The sequence below is a fragment of the Stenotrophomonas sp. VV52 genome, from assembly GCF_002893095.1.
Classification (GTDB): domain Bacteria; phylum Pseudomonadota; class Gammaproteobacteria; order Xanthomonadales; family Xanthomonadaceae; genus Stenotrophomonas; species Stenotrophomonas aracearum.
In genome coordinates this window covers 424,087-443,846 of sequence record NZ_PKQQ01000003.1, presented here as the reverse complement: position 1 = coordinate 443,846, position 19,760 = coordinate 424,087, and the positions used below count along the sequence as shown (strand labels likewise).

18 protein-coding genes and 6 tRNA genes are annotated in these 19,760 nt (G+C 68.6%); 20 read left to right on the top strand and 4 right to left on the bottom strand.

The genetic code is table 11. From position 1 onward, the window contains the following. Positions 1 to 9: 9 nt before the first annotated feature. The gene (locus C2U58_RS10670; protein WP_102945818.1) at positions 10 to 549 is read right to left on the bottom strand and encodes a GspH/FimT family protein; all 540 of its coding nucleotides are present in this window, start codon (positions 547 to 549) and stop codon (positions 10 to 12) included. 150 nt (positions 550 to 699) lie between these two features. Between C2U58_RS10670 and uvrB the strand changes: the two genes are divergently transcribed. The 17 genes from uvrB (at position 700) to C2U58_RS10585 (ending at position 15,490) form a co-directional block, all read left to right on the top strand. Then, the gene (uvrB, locus tag C2U58_RS10665; RefSeq protein ID WP_102945906.1) at positions 700 to 2,724 is read left to right on the top strand and encodes an excinuclease ABC subunit UvrB; all 2,025 of its coding nucleotides are present in this window, start codon (positions 700 to 702) and stop codon (positions 2,722 to 2,724) included. Between the two features lie 106 nt (positions 2,725 to 2,830). Beyond that, a tRNA-Val gene (locus tag C2U58_RS10660) sits at positions 2,831 to 2,905 on the top strand. A 174-nt stretch (positions 2,906 to 3,079) separates the two neighbouring features. Further along, positions 3,080 to 5,479, top strand: coding sequence for a DNA internalization-related competence protein ComEC/Rec2 (locus C2U58_RS10655; protein ID WP_102945817.1), 2,400 nt, complete (start codon positions 3,080 to 3,082; stop codon positions 5,477 to 5,479). Positions 5,480 to 5,482: 3 nt separating this feature from the next. Further along, positions 5,483 to 6,157 (top strand): MotA/TolQ/ExbB proton channel family protein, encoded by a 675-nt coding sequence (locus C2U58_RS10650; RefSeq protein WP_070209311.1) that lies wholly within the window; start codon positions 5,483 to 5,485, stop codon positions 6,155 to 6,157. Between the two features lie 3 nt (positions 6,158 to 6,160). Continuing rightward, the gene (locus tag C2U58_RS10645; protein WP_070209310.1) at positions 6,161 to 6,583 is read left to right on the top strand and encodes a biopolymer transporter ExbD; all 423 of its coding nucleotides are present in this window, start codon (positions 6,161 to 6,163) and stop codon (positions 6,581 to 6,583) included. Next, positions 6,580 to 8,328: a lipid A export permease/ATP-binding protein MsbA gene (gene msbA / locus C2U58_RS10640; RefSeq protein ID WP_102945816.1), complete on the top strand. Its 1,749-nt coding sequence runs from the start codon at positions 6,580 to 6,582 to the stop codon at positions 8,326 to 8,328. The genes C2U58_RS10645 and msbA overlap by 4 nt, the downstream gene beginning before the upstream one ends. Next, positions 8,328 to 9,350, top strand: a complete 1,023-nt coding sequence (gene lpxK / locus C2U58_RS10635; protein WP_102945815.1) for a tetraacyldisaccharide 4'-kinase — start codon at positions 8,328 to 8,330, stop codon at positions 9,348 to 9,350. Before msbA ends, lpxK begins: the two co-directional genes overlap by 1 nt. A 39-nt stretch (positions 9,351 to 9,389) precedes the next feature. Further along, positions 9,390 to 10,187 (top strand): 3-deoxy-manno-octulosonate cytidylyltransferase, encoded by a 798-nt coding sequence (gene kdsB / locus C2U58_RS10630; RefSeq protein ID WP_102945814.1) that lies wholly within the window; start codon positions 9,390 to 9,392, stop codon positions 10,185 to 10,187. A 24-nt stretch (positions 10,188 to 10,211) separates the two neighbouring features. Beyond that, a complete protein-coding gene (locus C2U58_RS10625; protein WP_102945813.1) occupies positions 10,212 to 11,627 on the top strand; it encodes a hypothetical protein in 1,416 nt (471 codons plus the stop codon). Then, entirely contained in the window at positions 11,624 to 13,471 is a 1,848-nt protein-coding gene (gene uvrC, locus C2U58_RS10620) for an excinuclease ABC subunit UvrC (protein WP_102945812.1), read from the top strand. The genes C2U58_RS10625 and uvrC overlap by 4 nt, the downstream gene beginning before the upstream one ends. Before the next feature lie 9 nt (positions 13,472 to 13,480). Then, the gene (gene pgsA, locus C2U58_RS10615) at positions 13,481 to 14,104 is read left to right on the top strand and encodes a CDP-diacylglycerol--glycerol-3-phosphate 3-phosphatidyltransferase (RefSeq protein ID WP_070209304.1); all 624 of its coding nucleotides are present in this window, start codon (positions 13,481 to 13,483) and stop codon (positions 14,102 to 14,104) included. Between the two features lie 46 nt (positions 14,105 to 14,150). Next, positions 14,151 to 14,226, top strand: a tRNA-Gly gene (locus C2U58_RS10610). Between the two features lie 157 nt (positions 14,227 to 14,383). Continuing rightward, positions 14,384 to 14,459: transfer RNA gene (locus tag C2U58_RS10605), tRNA-Gly, on the top strand. A gap of 67 nt (positions 14,460 to 14,526) precedes the next feature. After that, positions 14,527 to 14,602, top strand: a tRNA-Gly gene (locus C2U58_RS10600). Positions 14,603 to 14,609: 7 nt separating this feature from the next. Next, positions 14,610 to 14,683: transfer RNA gene (locus C2U58_RS10595), tRNA-Cys, on the top strand. 111 nt (positions 14,684 to 14,794) lie between these two features. Further along, positions 14,795 to 15,016: a hypothetical protein gene (locus C2U58_RS10590; RefSeq protein WP_102945811.1), complete on the top strand. Its 222-nt coding sequence runs from the start codon at positions 14,795 to 14,797 to the stop codon at positions 15,014 to 15,016. 237 nt (positions 15,017 to 15,253) lie between these two features. Continuing rightward, on the top strand, positions 15,254 to 15,490 hold the full coding sequence (locus C2U58_RS10585) for a hypothetical protein (RefSeq protein WP_070207242.1): 237 nt from the start codon (positions 15,254 to 15,256) through the stop codon (positions 15,488 to 15,490). Positions 15,491 to 15,525: 35 nt separating this feature from the next. Here C2U58_RS10585 and C2U58_RS10580 read toward each other — a convergent pair whose 3' ends face one another. After that, positions 15,526 to 16,578, bottom strand: a complete 1,053-nt coding sequence (locus C2U58_RS10580) for a 4Fe-4S dicluster domain-containing protein (RefSeq protein ID WP_102945810.1) — start codon at positions 16,576 to 16,578, stop codon at positions 15,526 to 15,528. Continuing rightward, the gene (locus C2U58_RS10575; RefSeq protein ID WP_102945905.1) at positions 16,575 to 16,868 is read right to left on the bottom strand and encodes a hypothetical protein; all 294 of its coding nucleotides are present in this window, start codon (positions 16,866 to 16,868) and stop codon (positions 16,575 to 16,577) included. Before C2U58_RS10575 ends, C2U58_RS10580 begins: the two co-directional genes overlap by 4 nt. 103 nt (positions 16,869 to 16,971) lie before the next feature. On the opposite strand from C2U58_RS10575, the gene C2U58_RS10570 reads away from it, so the two are divergent. Both C2U58_RS10570 and hemN read left to right on the top strand, forming a co-directional pair. Continuing rightward, the gene (locus C2U58_RS10570) at positions 16,972 to 17,409 is read left to right on the top strand and encodes a group III truncated hemoglobin (protein ID WP_102945809.1); all 438 of its coding nucleotides are present in this window, start codon (positions 16,972 to 16,974) and stop codon (positions 17,407 to 17,409) included. A gap of 44 nt (positions 17,410 to 17,453) precedes the next feature. Next, complete coding sequence (gene hemN / locus C2U58_RS10565) at positions 17,454 to 18,863, top strand: oxygen-independent coproporphyrinogen III oxidase (RefSeq protein ID WP_102945808.1); 1,410 nt, start codon at positions 17,454 to 17,456, stop codon at positions 18,861 to 18,863. A gap of 33 nt (positions 18,864 to 18,896) precedes the next feature. Here the strand turns inward: hemN and C2U58_RS10560 are convergent. Next, positions 18,897 to 18,983, bottom strand: a tRNA-Leu gene (locus tag C2U58_RS10560). Between the two features lie 84 nt (positions 18,984 to 19,067). Between C2U58_RS10560 and C2U58_RS10555 the strand changes: the two genes are divergently transcribed. After that, complete coding sequence (locus tag C2U58_RS10555) at positions 19,068 to 19,760, top strand: glutathione S-transferase family protein (RefSeq protein ID WP_102945807.1); 693 nt, start codon at positions 19,068 to 19,070, stop codon at positions 19,758 to 19,760.

Genomic DNA, 19,760 nt, shown 5'->3' with positions numbered 1-19,760 from the left:
TTTGTCGTTTCAGGGCGGGCATTCGGGGGTGTCGCGTATCCGTGGTGCCCGGGTCCGCCCCACGTTGTTGACGATCACCTGGCCGCGCAGCGCGCCAGCCGCGCAGATGTCCACGGTCAACGGGCTGCCGCTGCTGCGGCCGTCGCGCTGGAAGCGCAGGCGCTGTCGTCCCTGGCTGGACGTGGCCCGCAGCGCCGCGTCCAGGTAGCCGGGGCGGAACTGGAAAATGTCGTCCTGGGCCGGCGGGACGCCGCTGTCACCGTGGTCCCGATGAATCAGCCAGCCGCGGCTCCAGTCGCTGCCGCAGGTGCGGCCATCTGCGCTGGGACACACCGCCACCGGCTCATGGCGCGTGATCGCGGTGCTGCGTGCGCTGTTGAACACCGACACCAGTTGCATGCGCAGGCTGTCGGCGCGCATGCGGGAGACCGTGGCACCGAGCGAGGGCAGGGCCAGCAGGCACAGCAGGGCGACAATGGCGAGCGCCAGGCTCAGCTCCAGCAGGGTCATGCCGCGCAGATGGCGGGAAGGGCGGCGCCGTGGCTGCATGTGGCGATCCAGGAGGACGGGGCCCTTTACCCTGAGTCCTGCCGGCGCCCAGGCCCATCGGCGCTTCACGCCTTGCCGCGTAGGCCACCCCCTCAGCCAGCCGTCACCCAACCCCCCGGTATAATGGAAGGCCCGGTCTATGGCGGCACCATGAGCGATCGCTTCGAACTTGTATCTCCGTACTCCCCGGCGGGCGACCAGCCGGCGGCGATCGAGAAGCTGACGGCCAACTTCGAGGCCGGCATCGCCAAGCAGACCCTGCTCGGCGTGACCGGCTCGGGCAAGACCTACACCATCGCCAACGTGATCCAGCAGGTGCAGAAGCCGACCCTGGTGATGGCACCGAACAAGACCCTGGCCGCGCAGCTGTACGGCGAGTTCAAGGCGTTCTTTCCGCACAACGCGGTCGAATACTTCGTCAGCTACTACGACTACTACCAGCCCGAAGCCTACGTGCCCTCGTCGGATACCTTCATCGAGAAGGACAGTTCGATCAACGAACATATCGAGCAGATGCGCCTGGCGGCGACCAAGACCCTGTTGTCGCGCCCGGATGCGATCGTGGTGGCCACCGTCTCGGCGATCTACGGCCTGGGCGCGCCCGAAGATTACCTGTCGCTGCGCCTGATCCTGTCCACCGGCGAGCGCATCGACCAGCGCGACCTGATCAACCACCTCACCCAGCTGCAGTACACCCGCAACGAGTACGAGCTGCATCGCGGTACCTTCCGCGTGCGTGGCGAGGTGATCGACATCTTCCCGGCCGAGTCGGACAGCGAAGCGGTGCGCATCGAGCTGTTCGACGGCGAGGTCGAGCAGATCAGCATGTTCGACCCGCTCACCGGCGAAAGCCTGCGCCGCCTGCAGCGCTACACCGTGTACCCCAAGACCCACTACGCGACCACCCGCGAGCGGGTGCTGTCGGCGGTCGATACGATCAAGGCCGAACTGAAGGTCCGGCTGGAGCAGCTGTACGAACAGAACAAGCTGGTGGAAGCGCAGCGCCTGGCGCAGCGCACCCAGTTCGACCTGGAGATGATGGCCGAGGTCGGCTTCTGCAATGGCATCGAAAACTACTCGCGACACCTCACCGGCAAGGCTGCGGGCGAGCCGCCGCCGACCCTGTTCGACTACCTGCCGCCGGACGCGCTGCTGGTGATCGACGAGTCGCACGTGACCATTCCGCAGATCGGCGCGATGTACAAGGGCGACCGTTCACGCAAGGAAACGCTTGTCGAATTCGGGTTCCGGCTGCCGTCTGCGCTGGACAACCGACCGCTGCGTTTCGAAGAGTGGGAAGCGCGCTGCCCGCGCAGCATCTACGTGTCCGCGACGCCTGGGCCGTACGAACTGCGGGAGGCCGGCGACGAGATCACCGAGCTGGTGGTGCGCCCGACCGGCCTGATCGATCCGGTGGTGGAAATCCGCCCGGTCGGCACCCAGATCGACGACCTGATGAGCGAGGTCACCGAGCGCATCAAACTCGGCGACCGCGTATTGGTCACCACGCTGACCAAGCGCATGGCCGAAAACCTCACCGAGTACCTCACCGAACACGGCATCCGCGTGCGCTACCTGCACTCGGACATCGACACCGTGGAACGCGTGGAGATCATCCGCGACCTGCGCCTGGGCAAGTTCGACGTGCTGGTCGGCATCAACCTGCTGCGCGAAGGCCTGGACATGCCGGAAGTGTCGCTGGTGGCGATCCTGGATGCCGACAAGGAAGGCTTCCTGCGTTCGACCGGCTCGCTGATCCAGACCATCGGCCGCGCCGCGCGCAACCTGCGTGGCAAGGCGATCCTGTACGCGGACAAGATCACCCGTTCGATGCAGGCGGCGATCGAGGAAACCGACCGGCGTCGTGCCAAGCAGGTGGAGTACAACGAAGCGCACGGCATCGTGCCCAAGTCGGTGCTGCGCCCGATCGTGGACGTGCTGGAAGGCGCGCGCTCGGAAGCGGCGGAAAAGGAAGCGCGCGGCAAGGGCAAGGGACGCGGTGGCAAGGTGGCCGAAGACGCGGTGGATTACCGCACGCTGGAGCCGGCCCAGATCGCCAAGCGGCTGCAGGCGCTGGAGCAGCAGATGTACCAGCACGCACGCGACCTGGAGTTCGAAGATGCCGCACGCGTGCGCGACCAGATCCGCCAGCTGAAGGAGCTCAGCCTTGGCTGAACAACCGGTTGTTAAAAACCTTCACAAAAGTGTTGCTCTTCACGCAGGACGTCCGTAATATACGCGGCCTGCACCGACGCAAACGCAGCGGGGCAGCGAGAAAAACGGGCGGTTAGCTCAGCGGTAGAGCACTACCTTGACATGGTAGGGGTCACAGGTTCGAACCCTGTACCGCCCACCACTCCAGTCCCAGCGACTGCGGTGGAACAACAGAAAAGCCGGCCATCAGGTCGGCTTTTTTGCTTTCTGCGCCCTGCGCCAGCGGAACTTCCCGACACCCTGTTTCGCACCCGGCCGATGGCACGCGCGACGCCGCCCATCCACGCTGTGCGTTCCATCGCAGCGGGTGAGCTGCATGTCGTGCGTGTCGCAGCAGTCCCCACGAATCTTTGCAGCGCCGTTGCCGATATTCGGCAAAGCCGCCGCAGCTGCGCTGCTGTGCGGCGCCTGCGGGGTGGTGTTCGCGCCGTTGCTGATGCCAGTGGGCACGGCGTGGTGCGCGCTGTGCGCCGGCGTCCTGCTCTGGTGCAGCTGGGGGCGTGGACGCTGGTGCGGCGCGTTGCTGGTGGGCATCGGCTGGACCACGGTGCAGGCGCAAGCCGGACTGGACCTACAGCTACCGGCCCATGCGACCTCCCGCGAGTACACCGTGCAGGGCAGGGTGGTGGACCTGCCGCAACACGGGCCGCGCAGCACCCGGTTCCGTATTCGCGTGGATGACGATCCAGCCCAGCCGACCCTGCTGCGCGGTCGCGAGTTGGCGCTGGCCTGGTACGACGCCACGCCTACCCGCGCGCCTGCACCGCGCCTGGCCGTGCAGGCCGGTGCCCGCTGGCAGTTCCAGGCGCGGCTGCGCCCGCCGCGTGGACTGCGCAACCCCGGCGGTTTCGATGCCGAGCGGCACGCGCTGCTGCAGCGGCTGGCCGGCACCGGGCATGTGCGCGCGGGCAGGGCACTGGGCCCGTCGACGGGACTGCCGGCCTGGCGCGAGCGCATGGCCGCGGCCATCGCCGCGCAGGTGCCGGGCCCCGCCGCACGCTTCGTACAGGCGCTGGCACTGGGCGACACCCGTGCGCTGGGGCAGCGTGACTGGGATGACCTGCGCGCGCTGGGCCTGACCCACCTGATCGCCATTTCCGGGTTCCACGTCGGGCTGGTCGCGGGGTTTGCAGCCGCACTCGCGTCGCTCGTGTGGCGGGTGCTGCCGGAGTTGGGCCGGTACTGGCCACGGCCACTGGCCGCCGCCCTGGCGGCCGTGGCCGGAGCCGTGCTGTACGCCGCAGCGGCCGGCTTCGCCCTGCCGACCGTGCGCACGGTGCTGATGATCGCAGTGGTGGCGCTGGCCCGGTGCACGCGGCGACCCGGCACGGTTGGCCAGTCGCTGGCCCTGGCGGCACTGGCGGTGCTGCTGGTCGACCCGCTGTCGCTGCTGGCGCCCGGGTTCTGGCTCAGCTTCGCGGGCGTGCTGTGGCTGGTCTGGTGCCTGCCGGGCCGCGACCTGCACTGGCTGCGTACCTTCCTGGCCGCCCAAGGCGTGGCCACGCTGGCGCTGCTGCCGCTGACCGTGGCGCTGTTCGGCCAGGCCTCCCGCGCCGGGCCGCTGGTGAACCTGCTGGCGATTCCCTGGTGGAGCCTGGTGGTGGTGCCGCTGTCGTTGATGGGCACGGGACTGGAAGCCGTGTACGAGGGCGCCGGGCGCTGGCCGTGGCGCGCGGCCGCCGCCTGTTTCGAGGCGAGCTGGTGGCTGTTCGGCACCGTCGCGCGGCAGCCTTGGGCGCTGTGGTGGGCGCCGTTGGCAGGCGCCGGCGCGGTGCCGGCCGCGCTGCTTGGCGTGTTCTGGCTGCTGCTGCCGCGCGCCGCCGGGGCACGCTTTCCGGCCCTGCTGCTGTGCCTGCCGCTGCTGTGGCCGGCCCGCGACCGCCCTGCGCCCGGCGAGGTCGAACTGCTGGTCATGGACGTGGGGCAGGGCCTGGCGGTGTGGGTGCGCACCCATCGCCACCGCCTGCTGTACGACGCCGGGCCGGCGGCAGAGGGCGGCTTCGACGCCGGCGAGCGGGTCGTCGTGCCTACCCTGCATGCAGTGGGCGAAGCCGGCCTGGACCGCGTGCTGCTCAGCCACGGCGACCGCGACCATGCGGGCGGCATGCCGGCAGTACGCCGACATTTTGGCAATCCACCCCTGCATGCTCCAGCCGATTCGGTGCGCGCGGAGATCACGCCCTGCGAGAGCGGCGACACCTGGCGCTGGGACCAGGTCGACTTCGCCATCCTGCATCCGCCCGCGGGAATGGCCTACGCCGGCAATGCCAGCAGCTGCGTGCTACGCATCCAGACCCTGCATGGCGCCGTGCTGCTGACCGGCGACATCGGCCACGCCGAGGAAGCGCGCCTGCTGGCGGCTGCCCCCGGCGCGCTGCGCGCCGAGGTCGCGCTGGTGGCCCACCATGGCAGCGCGGGGTCCTCCAGCCCTGACTGGATACAGGCGGTGGCGCCACGCCTGGCCATCGTCTCGGCCGGGCACGGCAACCGCTTCGGCCACCCGCGCCGGGAGGTGGTGCAGCGCTGGCGCGCGGCCAGCGCCGAGGTGCTGGGCACCGCAGACAGCGGCGCGCTGCGGATCTGGCTGGGCCGGGACGGGCTCCAGGTCCGCGAACAGCGTCTTTTCGAACGCCGTTGGTGGGATGCCGCGGAGCGGGCGCGGTCGGCTGCTATCCTATCGGCGGTCATGAACACGGTCGATGGGCCGGAGGGTTGAAACGTGTGGGAACTGGTCAAGGCCGGTGGCTGGCCGATGCTGCCGCTGCTGCTGTTGGGCGTACTGGCTTTGGCAATCGTCCTGGAGCGTTTCTGGACCTTGCGGCGCAATGAGGTCCTGCCCCCGGGGCTGGGGCAGGAAGTGCGCAACTGGGCGGCGCGCGGCAAGCTCGACCCCACCCATATCCAGTCGCTGCGGGCCAACTCGCCGCTGGGCGCGTTGCTGGCCGTGGCGCTGGAAGCGCGCAATCGCCCGCGCGACCAGATCCGCGAGCGCATCGAGGATGCCGGCCGGCACCTGGTGCACCGCATGGAGCGTTTCCTGAACGCGCTGGGCACGATCGCCTCCGCCGGCCCGCTGCTGGGCCTGCTCGGTACGGTGGTCGGCATGATCCAGATGTTCATGGGCATCCTCGACCACGGCGTGGGCGACGTGAACCAGCTGGCCGGCGGTATCGGCAAGGCGCTGGTGTGCACCGCCACCGGCATGATCGTGGCCATTCCGGCGCTGATGTTCCATCGCTACTTCAAGGGCCGCATCGGCGGTTACGTGATCGAGATGGAAATGGAAGCGTCGGCACTGCTCGATGCGTTGGACGGCCGCCCCAGCGTTCTGAACACGCCGCCCCGCGCCGGCGCCGCCTCTGCGGCCGCTGCGCCTGTCACGGCCAAGGGCTGACGGATGCGCATCCGCAACGACCGGGTCCAGGACGAGGTGCATATCGATCTGGTGCCCCTGATCGACGTCATCCTCGTACTGATCATCTTCTTCGTGGTCACCACCACCTTCGACGCGCGCTCGACCCTGCAGCTGCAGCTGCCGACCGCCAGCCAGCAGGACACCACCGAGCCGCCGCGTTCGCTGAGCGTGCTGGTCAACGCCGAAGGCCGTTACTTCATCAACGACCAGGAAGTGCTGCGCACGGACGTCGAGTCGGTCAAGCAGACCATTGCCGCCGTCGCCGGCAGCGACCGTGAGCAGACCGTGCTGCTGCGCGCCGACGCGCGCACCCCGTACCAGGCCGTGGTCACCGCCCAGGACGCCCTGGGCCAGCTCGGTTTCCGCCGCATCGCCATCGCTACCGCGCCGGAGGTGCGTCCATGAGTAAACAACACGCGCCGATCTGGCCGATCTACAAACGCCTGCTCGGCTACACCCGCGCCTACTGGGTGTTCATGGTTGCCGCCGTCATCGCGATGGTGGTCGAAGCGCTGGCCGGCTACCACTTCACCAAGCTGATGGAGCCGCTCGTCAACCGCGGCTTCGTCAATCCCGAGCCGCGCATGGCGGTGATCCTGCCGCTGACCATCCTCGGCCTGTTCATGATGCGCAGCCTGGCCACCCTGGTCAGCGATTACGCACTGGCCCGCACCGGCCGCAGCGTGGTCCGCGACCTGCGCGAGCAGGTGCTGTCCAAGTACCTGCACCTGCCGTCGTCGCACTTCGACAGCGAAGCCACGCCGGTCATGGTCAGCCGCCTGAACTACGACACCGAGCAGGTCACCCAGGCCAGTGCGGACGCGCTCAAGACGCTGGTCGCCGACACCCTGACCATCATCGCCATGCTGGTGGTGATGCTGCAGATGAGCGTCAAGGTCACCGTGGCGATGCTGGTGGTGGTGCCGCTGATCGGCGTGATCGTGTCGTTCGTGGGCAAGCGCTACCGGCGCATCAGCCGCGGCATCCAGGACGGCATGGGCAGCATGGCGCAGACCGCCGAGCAGTCGCTGGCCGCGCAGCAGGAGGTGAAGGTGCACGGCACCCAGGCGCACGAGATTGCGCGCTATTCGCGCCTGGCCAACCGCATGCTCGGCCTCAACATGAAGGTGGAAACCACGCGCGCGCTGGCCTCCAGCACCGTGCAGTTCCTGGCCGCGCTGGCGCTGGCGGTGATCGTGTGGGTGTCCACCCGCGAGGCACTCGCCGGGCGCTTGAACGCCGGCCAGTTCATGGGCCTGATGACCTCGATGATGGCCATCATTCCCTCGCTGCGTCGCCTGACCAGCGTGCAGACTTCGATCTCGCGCGGCGTGGCCGCCGCCGAACGCCTGTTCGGCATCCTCGACCTGCCGGTCGAGCGCGACCAGGGCAGCACGCGCGCCCAGCGCGTGCGCGGCGAACTGTCGTTCGAGCACGTGATGCTGCGCTATCGCGAAGATACCGGCATCGCGCTCGACGACATCACCTTCGTGGCCAAGCCGGGCACCGTCACCGCCATCGTCGGCCGCTCCGGCAGCGGCAAGACCAGCCTGATCCGCCTGGTGCCGCGCTTCTACGAACCCAGCGGCGGCTGCATCCGTCTCGACGGCGTGCCACTGGACGACTACCCGCTGGCCGACCTGCGCCGCCAGGTCGCGATGGTCGGGCAGAAGGTCATGCTGTTCGACGACACCGTGGGCGCCAACATCGCCTATGGCATGGATGCCACCGACGAACAGATCCGCAAGGCGGCCGAAGCGGCCAACGCGTGGGAGTTCATCGAACGCATGCCGCAGCAGCTGCAGACCCCGGTCGGTGAGAACGGTGCGCTGCTTTCCGGTGGCCAGCGCCAGCGCCTGGCGATCGCCCGCGCGATCCTGCGCGACGCGCCGGTGCTGATCCTGGACGAAGCCACTGCCGCGCTGGACAACGAATCCGAGCGGCTGGTGCAGGACGCACTGCAGCGCCTGATGCCCGAACGCACCACGCTGGTGATCGCGCACCGCCTGTCCACCATCGAACACGCCGACCAGGTGCTGGTGATGGACCACGGCCGCATCGTCGAGCGCGGCACCCACAGCGAGCTGCTGGCGCTGGGCGGGCTGTACGAGCACCTGCACAAGATGCAGTTCCGCGAAAGGCAGCCCTGATGGCGTCGAAGGGGTCCCAGACGCCGTCGTACTGGTATGACGGCAGTGCGGTTCCGTTCGCCGCGCGCGTGCTGGCGCCGGTGTATGGTGGCGTGGTGGCGCTGCGCAGGGCGCTGTACCGGCGCGGCTGGTTCAAGCGCCACGCATTGCCGGTGCCGGTGATCGTGGTCGGCAACGTGACCGCCGGCGGCACCGGCAAGACGCCGCTGACCATCGCGCTGGTCGACCGCCTGCGCGAAGCCGGCTGGAAACCCGGCGTGGCCAGCCGCGGCTACGGCCGCGAAGACGCCAAGAGCGCGCGCTGGGTGGATGCGGATACCGAAACCGCGCTGGGCGGCGACGAGCCGGTACTGATCGCCTGGAAGACCGGCGTGCCGGTGCGGGTCGACGCCGACCGCGTGGCGGCCGGCAAGGCGCTGATCGAAGCCGGCTGCGACATCATCGTCTGCGACGACGGCCTGCAGCACTACCGGCTGGCGCGCGACGTCGAGATCGAAGTGGTCGACGCGCAGCGCCGCTATGGCAACGGGCGGCTGATCCCGGCCGGTCCATTGCGCGAACCGGCCAGCCGCGCGCGCGACTGCGACTTCCGCGTGGTCAACCTGGGCCAGGCCAGCGCCGACCCGGCCGCGCTCGCGTCGTGCGGGTTCGGCGAATGGGCGATGCAGCTGCATATCGACCGCGCCCAGCCGCTCAGCGGCGGCCGCGCCCGCGCGCTGTCGCACTTCCGTGGCCAGCGCGTACACGCGGTGGCCGGCATCGCGCACCCGCAGCGCTTCTTCGACATGCTGCGCGCGCAGGGCATCGGCGTGGTTCCGCATGCCTTCGCCGACCACCATGCCTACCAGCCGGCCGACCTGCGTTTCGGCAGCGAGCTGCCGGTGCTGATGACCGAAAAGGACGCGGTGAAGTGCAAGGTGTTCGCCAACGAATGGCATTTCGCCGTGCCGTTGTCGGCCGACCTGCCGGCCGCGTTCTGGGTCGCACTGCTCGACCGCGTGGATAAACTCGGCAAGCGCTGAGCGCTGCCGTTTCGTTGCGTTTTTACCGGAGGTGCCCGCATGAGCCAGCCCGTCGATTTCGTTGTCGCCATTCCGGCGCGCTACGCCGCCTCGCGCCTGCCCGGCAAGCCGCTGCGGCTCGTCGGCGGCACCCCGCTGGTGCTGCACGTGGCCGAGCGCGCCCTGCAGGCCGGGGCACGCGAGGTCTGGGTGGCCACCGATGACACCCGCATCGCCGACGCGCTGCAGGGCCTGCCCACGGTGAAGGTGGCGATGACCGACCCCAACCACGCCTCGGGCACCGATCGCCTGGCCGAGTGCGCGCGGCAGGCGGGTTGGCCGGACGACACCCTGGTGGTGAACCTGCAGGGCGACGAACCGTTCGCGCCGGCTGACGGCATCCGCGCCGTGGCCGAAGCGCTGGTCTACAGCGGGGCCGACATGGCCACCCTGGCGACCCCGGTCGAAGACGCCGAAACCCTGTTCGACCCGAACGTGGTCAAGGTGGTGCGCCAGCAGAACCTGGACGCGCTGTACTTCAGCCGCGCGCCGATCCCGTGGGACCGCGACGGCTTCGCGCGCTCGCGCGACAGCCTGTCCGGGCCGCACTGGCTGCGCCACATCGGCATCTATGCCTACCGCGCCTGGTTCCTGCAGCGCTTCGCCGCGCTGCCGCCGGGCCGGCTCGAACAGCTGGAGTCGCTGGAGCAGCTGCGGGTGCTGGAGGCCGGGCACCGCCTGAGCGTGGCGCTGTCCCCGGCGGCGTTCCCGCCGGGCATCGACACCCCGGCCGACCTGGAGCGTGCCGAGGCCTGGCTGGCCCGTCGTCAAATTGACGGTGGCACGACGGTTGCATGACGCGCAGTCCTGCATAATCACCGCATGAACGTACAGCTCGTCCAGGACCTTCCCGAATTCGCCACGTGGCTCAACGCCGCGCCGACCACCCTGACCGAACTGCGTGGTCGCCCGGTCGTACTCGCCTTCGTCAATGCCGGGTCGGTCTGGTGCGCACAGCGCCTGGCCGAGCTGGGCCAGTGGCAGTCGCGCAACCCGGGCAAGCTGCAGCCGTTGATCCTGCAGGTGCCGCGCTTCGACTTCGAACGCACGCCCGAGCAGGCGCTGAAGCTGCTGCGCCGCCATGGCGTGGGGTCGCCGGCCTTGCTTGATGCGGACTGGGATGGCTGGCGCCGTTTCAACGTGTCCGCCTGGCCGACCCTGGTGCTGCTGGACGCGCAGGGCAGGGAAGTGGACCGCCTGGTTGGTTTTGGCGACGACCTGGACCGCGCGCTCAACGCCCTGTGCCAGGGCATCGCCAGCCCGCTCGACGGCGACGCGGCTCGCCTGCGCGAGCTGAGCCCGGAGCCGCGCCTGCCGCTGCTGTTCCCGTCCGCGTTGGCAGTGAGCACCGAGCGGCTGTACATCGCCGACAGCGGCCACCACCGCATCCTCGAATGCAGCCATGCCGGCCGCGTGCTGCGCCAGTTCGGCCTGGGCACTGCCGACATGATGGACGGCGGCCCCGGCGAGGCCGCCTTCAACCGGCCGCAGGGGCTGGCGCTGGAGCGCGAGTGGCTGTACGTGGCCGACACCGGCAACCACGCGCTGCGCCGCGTCCATCTGCTGACCGGCCAGGTCGACACCCTGTGCGGCAACGGCCGTCCGGGCGAGCCGCGCGAAGGCGCGGTAGCCGACCCCCGCCAGGCGCCGTTGAACCATCCGCAGGGCATCGCCGTGGCCGACAACCAGGTCCACATCGCGATGGCCGGCGACAACCGCATCTGGAGCTACCACCTGGGCCAGCGCACGCTGTCCTGGCGGGCCGGCTCCGGCGCGATGGACGAGCGCGACGGCAGCGGCCACATGGCCGCCTTCGCGCAGCCGACCGCGCTGGCCGCCGTGCAGCAGGTCCTGTACGTGTGCGATGCACTGGGTTCGTCGATCCGCTCGATGCAGCTGCGTGGCGACCTCGTCCAGACCCTGGTCGGGCAGGGACCGTGGTCGTTCGGCGAACAGGACGGCCCGCGCACCACCGCGTTGCTGCAGTACCCGCAGGCGATCGCGATGAGCCCGGACGCCCCGGTGCTGTGGATAGCCGACGCCGGCAACGGCCGCCTGCGCACCCTGCGCCTGGGCGGCGGGGAATTGAGTACGGTGGAGCTGCCGCGCCGCCTGCACGGCCCGTCCGGACTGGCACTCGGCGGCGGGGCGGTCTGGATTGCCGAAACCGACGCCCACGCCGTGCTGCGGTTCGACCCGGTCAGCGGCGTACTGAGCGACGTGCCGATCAGCGAATGACCCTGCCTACCGCACCGGCCTTCGACGGCAAGGCATTCGCGGCCCACCTGAGCACCGCGCCCGGCGTGTACCGCATGTACGCCGCCGACGACACCCTGTTGTACGTCGGCAAGGCGCGCGCCCTGCGCAACCGGGTAGGCAGCTATTTCAACGGCGCGCCCAAGACCACGCGGATCATGTCCATGCTGTCGCAGGTCGCGCGCATGGACGTCACCGTCACCCGCTCCGAAGCCGAAGCGCTGCTGCTGGAAAACCAGCTGATCAAGTCGCTGTCGCCGCGTTACAACGTCTCGCTGCGTGACGACAAGACCTACCCGCACGTGTTGCTGACCCGCGAGGAGTGGCCGCGCATCGCGCTGCATCGCGGCCCGCGCGCGGTACCCGGGCGCTACTTCGGCCCGTACCCGGGCGTAACCGCGGTGCGCGAAACGCTCAACCTGATGCACAAGCTGTTCAAGCTGCGCAACTGCGAAGACAGCGTGTTCCGCAACCGTTCGCGGCCGTGCCTGCAGTACCAGATCGGTCGCTGCAGCGCGCCCTGCGTGGCGCTCGTCGCGGAAGCCGACTACGCCGAGTCGGTGCGCCGCGCGTCGCTGTTCCTGGAAGGCAAGAGCGACCAGCTCACGCGTGAACTGGGCACCCAGATGCAGGCCGCCAGCGAAGCGCTGGAATTCGAACAGGCCGCACGCCTGCGCGACCTGGTCACCTCGCTGCGCAGCATGCAGACCCGCCAGTACGTCGACGGCCGGGCCGCCGACCTGGACGTGCTCGCCTGCGCCACCCAGGGCGCCAATGCCTGCGTGATGCTGCTGGCGTTCCGCGACGGTCGCAACATGGGCACGCGGCCGTTCTACCCGCGCACCAATGGCGAAGAAAGCGCCGAGGAAGTGCTGGGCGCCTTCGTGTCCCAATACTACGCCGAACAGACCCCGCCGCGCGAGATCCTGCTCGACCGCGAGATCCCCGATGCCAGCCTGATCGAGTCCGCCCTGAGTACCTCGGCCGACTACAAGGTGCAGCTGAAGTGGAACGTGCGCGGCGAGCGCGCCGGCTATGTGGAGCTGGCCAGCCGCAACGCGCAGATCACCCTGGTCAGCGAGCTCACCAGCCGCAGCGCGCAGCACGCGCGGAGCGAAGACCTGCGGCAGATGCTCGGCCTGGCCGAACAGGTCAAGCGCGTGGAGTGTTTCGACATCAGCCACACCATGGGCGAGGCCACGGTGGCCTCGTGCGTGGTGTTCGACGCCAGCGGCCCGGTGCGCAGTCAGTACCGCCGCTACAACATCAGCGGCATCGAGCCGGGCGACGACTACGCCGCCATGCGCCAAGCGATCGATCGGCGCTTCCGCCGCGCGGTGGAAGAAGAGGGCGTGCTGCCCGACCTGCTGTTGATCGACGGCGGCGCCGGCCAGCTCGCCCAGGCCCAGGCGGCCCTGGCCGACCTCGGCGTGGAAGGGGTGATGCTGGTGGGCGTGGCCAAGGGCGTGGAGCGACGCGCCGGGCATGAAGCGCTGGTGCTGCCCGACGGCCGCGAGCTGCGCCCGGGCGCGGCGTCGCCGGCGCTGCAGTTCATCCAGCAGGTGCGCGACGAAGCGCACCGTTTCGCGATCACCGGCCATCGCGGTCGCCGCCAGAAGGCGCGCATGACCAGCAAGCTGGAAGACATTCCCGGGATCGGGCCGCGCCGTCGCGCCAGCCTGCTCAAGCATTTTGGTGGCCTGGTCGGCCTGAAAGCGGCCGGCGAAGCGGAAATCGCGAAGGTCGAAGGCATCAATGACGCCCTTGCCGCACGCATCTACGCTAACCTTCATGGACTGCCCACGCCCCCTGCGGCCGGCGAGTAGAGAGACGCAATGAAGTTGACCCTCCCCACCTGGCTGACGCTGCTGCGGATCGTGATGATCCCGGTGCTGGTGCTGGTGTTCTATCTCCCCTACACCTGGACCAACTTCGCCTCGGCGGCGATCTTCGGGCTGGCGGCGCTGACCGACTGGCTGGATGGCTGGATCGCCCGCCGCTACGACCTGGCCTCGGCGTTCGGTGCCTTCCTCGATCCGGTCGCAGACAAATTGATGGTGGCGGTGGCGCTGTTCCTGATCGTGCAGGGTCACCCGACCCCATGGATGGCGTTCTGGGCGGCGGTGATCGTCGGCCGCGAGATTGCGGTGTCGGCACTGCGCGAATGGATGGCCGAGATCGGCCAGCGCGCGAAAGTGCGCGTAGCGCTGATCGGCAAGATCAAGACCACCGCGCAGATGGTCGCGCTGTTGTGCCTGCTGTATTCGGTCGCGCCGAACACGCCGGTGTCCGACATCTGGATGGGCGAACCGGTGTTCCATATCGGTGACTGGACCCTGGCCATCGCGGCCGTGCTCACGCTGTTCTCCGGGCTGCAGTACCTGCACGCCGCATGGCCGAGCCTGCGCGAGGACGAGCGCGCCGCACGCGAAACCGCGCGTGCGAAAAAGAAGGGCTGAGGGCTGTTGACAGCACCGCATTTGGCTGTAGAATTTCGCCTCCCAAGCGGGAATAGCTCAGTTGGTAGAGCGCAACCTTGCCAAGGTTGAGGTCGCGAGTTCGAGTCTCGTTTCCCGCTCCAGATACAGAGAAAAGCGACCCATGGGTCGCTTTTTTCATTTCAGGCCGTCGCAGTCGAATCACGCTGAATATCGCTGCATAAACCTGTTGACGACGTGAAGGATTACCGACACAATAGCGCTCCTTCGACGCAGGTCGACGGAAAACGCAACAAATCTGCGGGAATAGCTCAGTTGGTAGAGCGCAACCTTGCCAAGGTTGAGGTCGCGAGTTCGAGTCTCGTTTCCCGCTCCAGATTGTGTCGCGATGTGAAAGAGCTGGTGTGTTTCCAGTGGTTTTGGTAATATATCCGCTTGATTCTGCGGGAATAGCTCAGTTGGTAGAGCGCAACCTTGCCAAGGTTGAGGTCGCGAGTTCGAGTCTCGTTTCCCGCTCCAGATTCCCGGCCTGGTGGCAGAGTGGTCATGCAACGGATTGCAAATCCGTGTACGCCGGTTCGATTCCGACCCAGGCCTCCAGTTGTTGAGAAACCCCGCTTCGGCGGGGTTTTTCGTTTCTGCTGCCGTCCTTCACCCGCCCCGTACAACGCACTGCCTACTGTGCAGGAACGTTCCTGATCGAGGTGTTCGATGTATCTGGCCATGTGGATTGCGGCTGCCGGGGTGCCCGGTTCGTTCTGGGATTCGCCCAGCAACGTCAGCGGCGCGGTGGTGCTGGGGTTCGGGGTGGCGGCCATCGCCCTCTCGTTCGGCCTGGCCAAGGTGTTCAAGCGCTTCAACGGCGTGGCCTGGATGGTCCTCGGGGCAGGCCTGGCCATTGCCGCCTACGGCATCTGGCGGATAAGCGCCTGACATCATCCTGTCACCGCTGCACCGGCATGCTGTCAGCGTGTCGGTTTCAACTTGCTGAACGGTTCAGTTCACCAGCGAGGCCGGTTGCGCCACTGGTTGACTTCGCGCGAAGAGCGTGAAAGGGTGGAGTGAAACGTGGGTGAAGTTCCGTTGCCACCCAGCACCGGAGCGGCAGGCGCAAGCCTGGCAGGGGGGAATTGCTCGTCTCGATCGCAGAGCAGGTCCAAGGGAGGTCGTATGCAATACGGCGCGAATGACCTGGCCAACGGTGTGCGCACCGAGCTGGAGGCCAGTTACAGCAAGCATGGATGTGGGCCGGAGTTCTGGACGACGTATCAGCAGGTGCTGGAGCGCCTGGTGCCGCAGGGGCGCAGCCGGACCCAGGTGACCAACGAGCTGGCCATGATCATTGAGCAGCTCGGGATCGTCCGGCGCGCGCAGATGGTGCCGCCGCCGAGCACGCGGGTGCGCTGAATCCGGTTGGGGAACCGGCGCCAGGGAATCAGCCGTTACAGCTGTTGAACACCCAGTCCCAGCAGGACCAGCAGGCATGCCAACGCTGCCAGCACGCGCGGACGCACCCAGCGTCTGGGCTTGCCCTGAAGCGCATTGGCACTGGCCATCCGGACCAGCCCGGGCGGGAACCGCCACGCGCGCATCTGCGCATCGCAGGCGTCCACGCAGGTGCCGCAGGCGATGCAGTCCGGCAGCGGAGCGCTGCGCACGTCCAACTGCATCGGGCATACCTGCACGCAGGCCGCGCAATCCAGGCAATCGCCCAGACGGTCTTCGGCAAACCGCGGTGGTGGCCCCGCCAGCGCCGGGTGCGCCGCGCGGAACGCATAGTCGCTGGCGCTGGTCGGATCGAGCAGTCCGCGGCCGCGTTGCTCCACGCTGCCCGCACCTGGCCCGCGCGGGCCCCGCGGTTCGGCACGGCGCGCGTCGTAGCAGGCGTGCGGAGTGTCGTCATCGCACAACAGCGGCACCACGCGTGCATACGGGCACAGGTCGATGCAGACCTGCTCGCGCAGGAAGCCTGCGTTGCCCCAGGTTGCGGTGGCGTAGAACAGGACCCAGAACCGTTCCCAGCCGCTCCAGCTGGACGGCCAGAACCCGGCCACCAGGTCGTGGATGGGCGTGAACAGCCCGACGAAGGTGATCCCGGTCCACAGCGCGACCAGCGCCCACGCCAGCTGCGTGGCCGCCGCTGCGGCGCTGGGTCGGGGCAGCCATCGCATGCAGCCGCGCTCGATCCAGCGGAACAGGCCGCTCCACAGCGTCTGCGGACAGGCATGGCCGCACCAGACCCGGCCGGCCACGGTGGTCAGCAGCACCAGCGAACAGGCCATCACCGCGATCAGACCGAGCAGCATGCCGAGGTCCTGTGGCCACAGGGTCCAGCCGAACAGGTCGAAGCGACGCCCCGGCAGGTCCAGCAGCAGCGCCTGGCGGCCCTCCCAGCGCAGCCAGGGCAGGGCGTAGAAACCGCCCAGCAACAGCCCGGACAGCAGCGAACGCCAGCGCAGGGCAGGGCGCGCAACCGGGGCGCAGGACGTGTTCACCCGAGCGGCAGCTCGTCGTCGTCGCGCGGCAGTGGTCGGAGCAGGTAGCCGGTAACCGCACTGGCCATTGCCGTCACTGCCCAGAACATGAAGAAGCCCAGGGTGTAGCCCAGCTCGCGGCTCACCGCGTGGCCGGGAAAGCTGATCTCGCGCAGCCGCAGCGGGTCCACGAACGCGAAGAACACCACGCTGGCCAGCCCGGCTGCGATGAAGCTTGGCCAGAGCACCGCGCCCCAGTGCTGGACCAGCGTGCGGCGGTGGCGTCGGGTCGTTTCGTTCAGCGGCGTCATGGCCTGCACGGTAGGCCCTGCGACAGCACGCCACATTGATCCTGATCAAACCGGCGTAGCATCATGCCCACCTTACCGTGTGCCGTACGCTGCCGAGGAATCCATGTCGTCCCCCGCCGTTCCCGACCTCCCCGTGGCCTCGCTCGGTCTGTGCAGCGAACAGGAGGTCACGCGGCTGGTGCACGACTTCTACGCCCGGGTGCGCCAGGACCCGCAGCTGGGCCCGGTGTTCGACGCCCGCGTGCACGACTGGGACGCGCACCTGGCCCAGCTGGTCGATTTCTGGTCGGCCATGCTGCGCGGTACGCGCCGCTTCAGTGGCAACCCGATGTCCAAGCACATGGCCATGCCCGAGCTGGAGCGCGCGCTGTTCGATCGCTGGCTGCTGCTGTTCAGCCAGACCACCGCCGAATCGGGCAGCCCGCCGATGCAGCGCCTGGCCGACGACGTGGCGGTGCGGATTGCCGACACCTTCTGGCGGCGCATCCAGATGCAGCGCTGGCCGGAACTGCCGGTCGTGCGCACTCTGCGCCCGGATTGATCTGGCTCAATGCGTGAAGGCGCCCGGGCGCGCACGCTGGCGCCATGGACACCCTTTCGCCTGCCGCCGCCGGGCTTGCCTGGCACTTCGATCCCGAGCTGCTGCGCCGCCATGACCGGCCCGGGCCGCGCTACACCTCGTACCCGACCGCACCGCACTTCCACGACGGCTTCGGTGAGCACGGCCTGCGCGCGGCGATCGCCGACAGCAACGGGCAGGCGCTGCCGCTGTCGCTGTACGTGCACGTGCCTTACTGCAGCAGTCCCTGTTTCTACTGCGGCTGCAACCGGGTCATTACCCGCGACCATGGCAAGGGCATCGCGTACGTGGCGCGCGTGCTCAGCGAAGCGGACCTGATCGCGCCGTTGTTCGATCCCTCGCGGGAGGTGATCCAGCTTCACCTGGGCGGTGGCACGCCGAACTTCCTGGCGCGCGCGCAGATGCGCGAACTGATCGACGGCCTGCGCCGCCGGTTTTCCTTCAGCAGCGCCGCCGACCGCGACTTCTCGATCGAACTGGATCCCCGTTTCGTCAGCCGCGACGATATTGCCGAGCTCGGCGCGCTGGGGTTCAACCGGGCCAGCCTGGGCATCCAGGATTTCGACCCGGGGGTACAGCGGGCAATCAATCGCGAGCAGGGGGTGGAGGCGACGCTGGACGTGCTGCGTGCCTGCCGCGAACACGGTCTTTCCTCGGTCAACGTCGATCTGATCTACGGACTGCCGCACCAGACGCTGGATGGCTTCGCGCGCACGCTGGAAACGGTGCTGCGCGAACGCCCCGACCGCCTGGCGATCTACGGCTACGCGCACCTGCCGAACCTGTTCAAGGCGCAACGGCAGATACCGGATGCGTCGCTGCCCAGCCCGGAACAGAAGCTGGCCCTGCTGGGCCTGGCAGTAAGGCGGTTGTCGCTGGCGGGCTATCAGTACATCGGCATGGACCACTTCGCGCTGCCCTGTGAGAACCTGGCGCGCGCGCAGCGTGCCGGCCAGCTGCACCGCAACTTCATGGGCTACACCACGCACGCCCAGACCGACCTGGTCGGGCTGGGCGCCAGCGCGATCAGCCGCATCGGCAGCAGCTACAGCCAGAACCCGCGCGACCTGCCGGGCTGGGAAAGCGCCGTGGACAGCGGCCGCCTGCCGGTATGGCGCGGCCTGACCCTCAACGCGGACGACGAACTGCGCGCCGAACTGATCAACCAGCTGATGTGCCAGGGCGAAGCGGACGGCCACGCGCTGGGCGCGCGCCATGGTGTCGATTTCGACCACTACTTCGCCGACGCCTTGGCGTCCCTGTCCGCGCTGCAGGCCGATGGGCTCGCCGAATATCGCGACGGCACGGTGCGCGCTACCGAACGCGGTCGCCCCCTCCTGCGCCTGCTCGCCATGTGCTTCGACCGCTACCTGGCGCAACCCGAACAGCCGGTGCGCTACTCGCGGGCGATCTGAGGCGGCGCTTTCTGGCGCAGGCAATGAAGTGTCTGGTGCCCGGAGCCGGAATCGAACCGGCATGGGGTTGCCCCCGGCGGATTTTAAGTCCGATGCGTCTACCAGTTTCGCCATCCGGGCGCGCTTGGCGGGGTGAAGTGTAGCGGAAAGCAGGCCCGGCGCTGCGCTAGCATGGTGCAACCCTCCTGCCCGGATCCGCTGGCCATGCTCGAGCTGCATATCGGCAACAAGAACTACTCCTCGTGGTCGATGCGGCCGTGGGTGCTGATGACCCAGGCCGGCATCCCGTTCAATGAGGTGGTGCTGCGCTTCGACAGCTTCGACCCGGACTCGCAGTTCAAGCGCAGTGCCGAGGCGTTGTCGCCCTCGGGCACGGTGCCGGTGCTGGTGGATGGCGAGCGGGTGGTGTGGGATTCGCTGGCCATTGCCGAGTACCTGGCCGAGGGCTTCCCCGAACCTGCGCTGTGGCCGCAGGACCGCGGCGAACGTGCGCTGGCGCGCAGTGCTACCGCCGCCATGCACAGCGGGTTCGGCGCGCTGCGCTCGCATTTCCCGATGAACATCGAAGCGCGGCTGCCGGAGATCGGCGCGCGCGTGCTGCGCAACCAGCCGGACGTGGTCGCCGACCTGCAACGCCTGCAGGCGCTGTGGGAACGACTGCTGGCGCGCCATGACGGCCCGCTGCTGTTCGATCGTTTCAGCATCGCCGATGCCTTCTTCGCGCCGGTGGTGATGCGCCTGCACACCTATGCGGTACCGGTCTCGCCGCGCGTGGCGTCCTACATGCAGCAGGTGCAGTCGCTGCCGGGCGTACAGGCCTGGGTAGCCGCGGCGCTGGAAGAACACGACTTCCGGCCGTTTGAAGAACCGTACCGGCAGGCGCCGGACGGAGCCTGA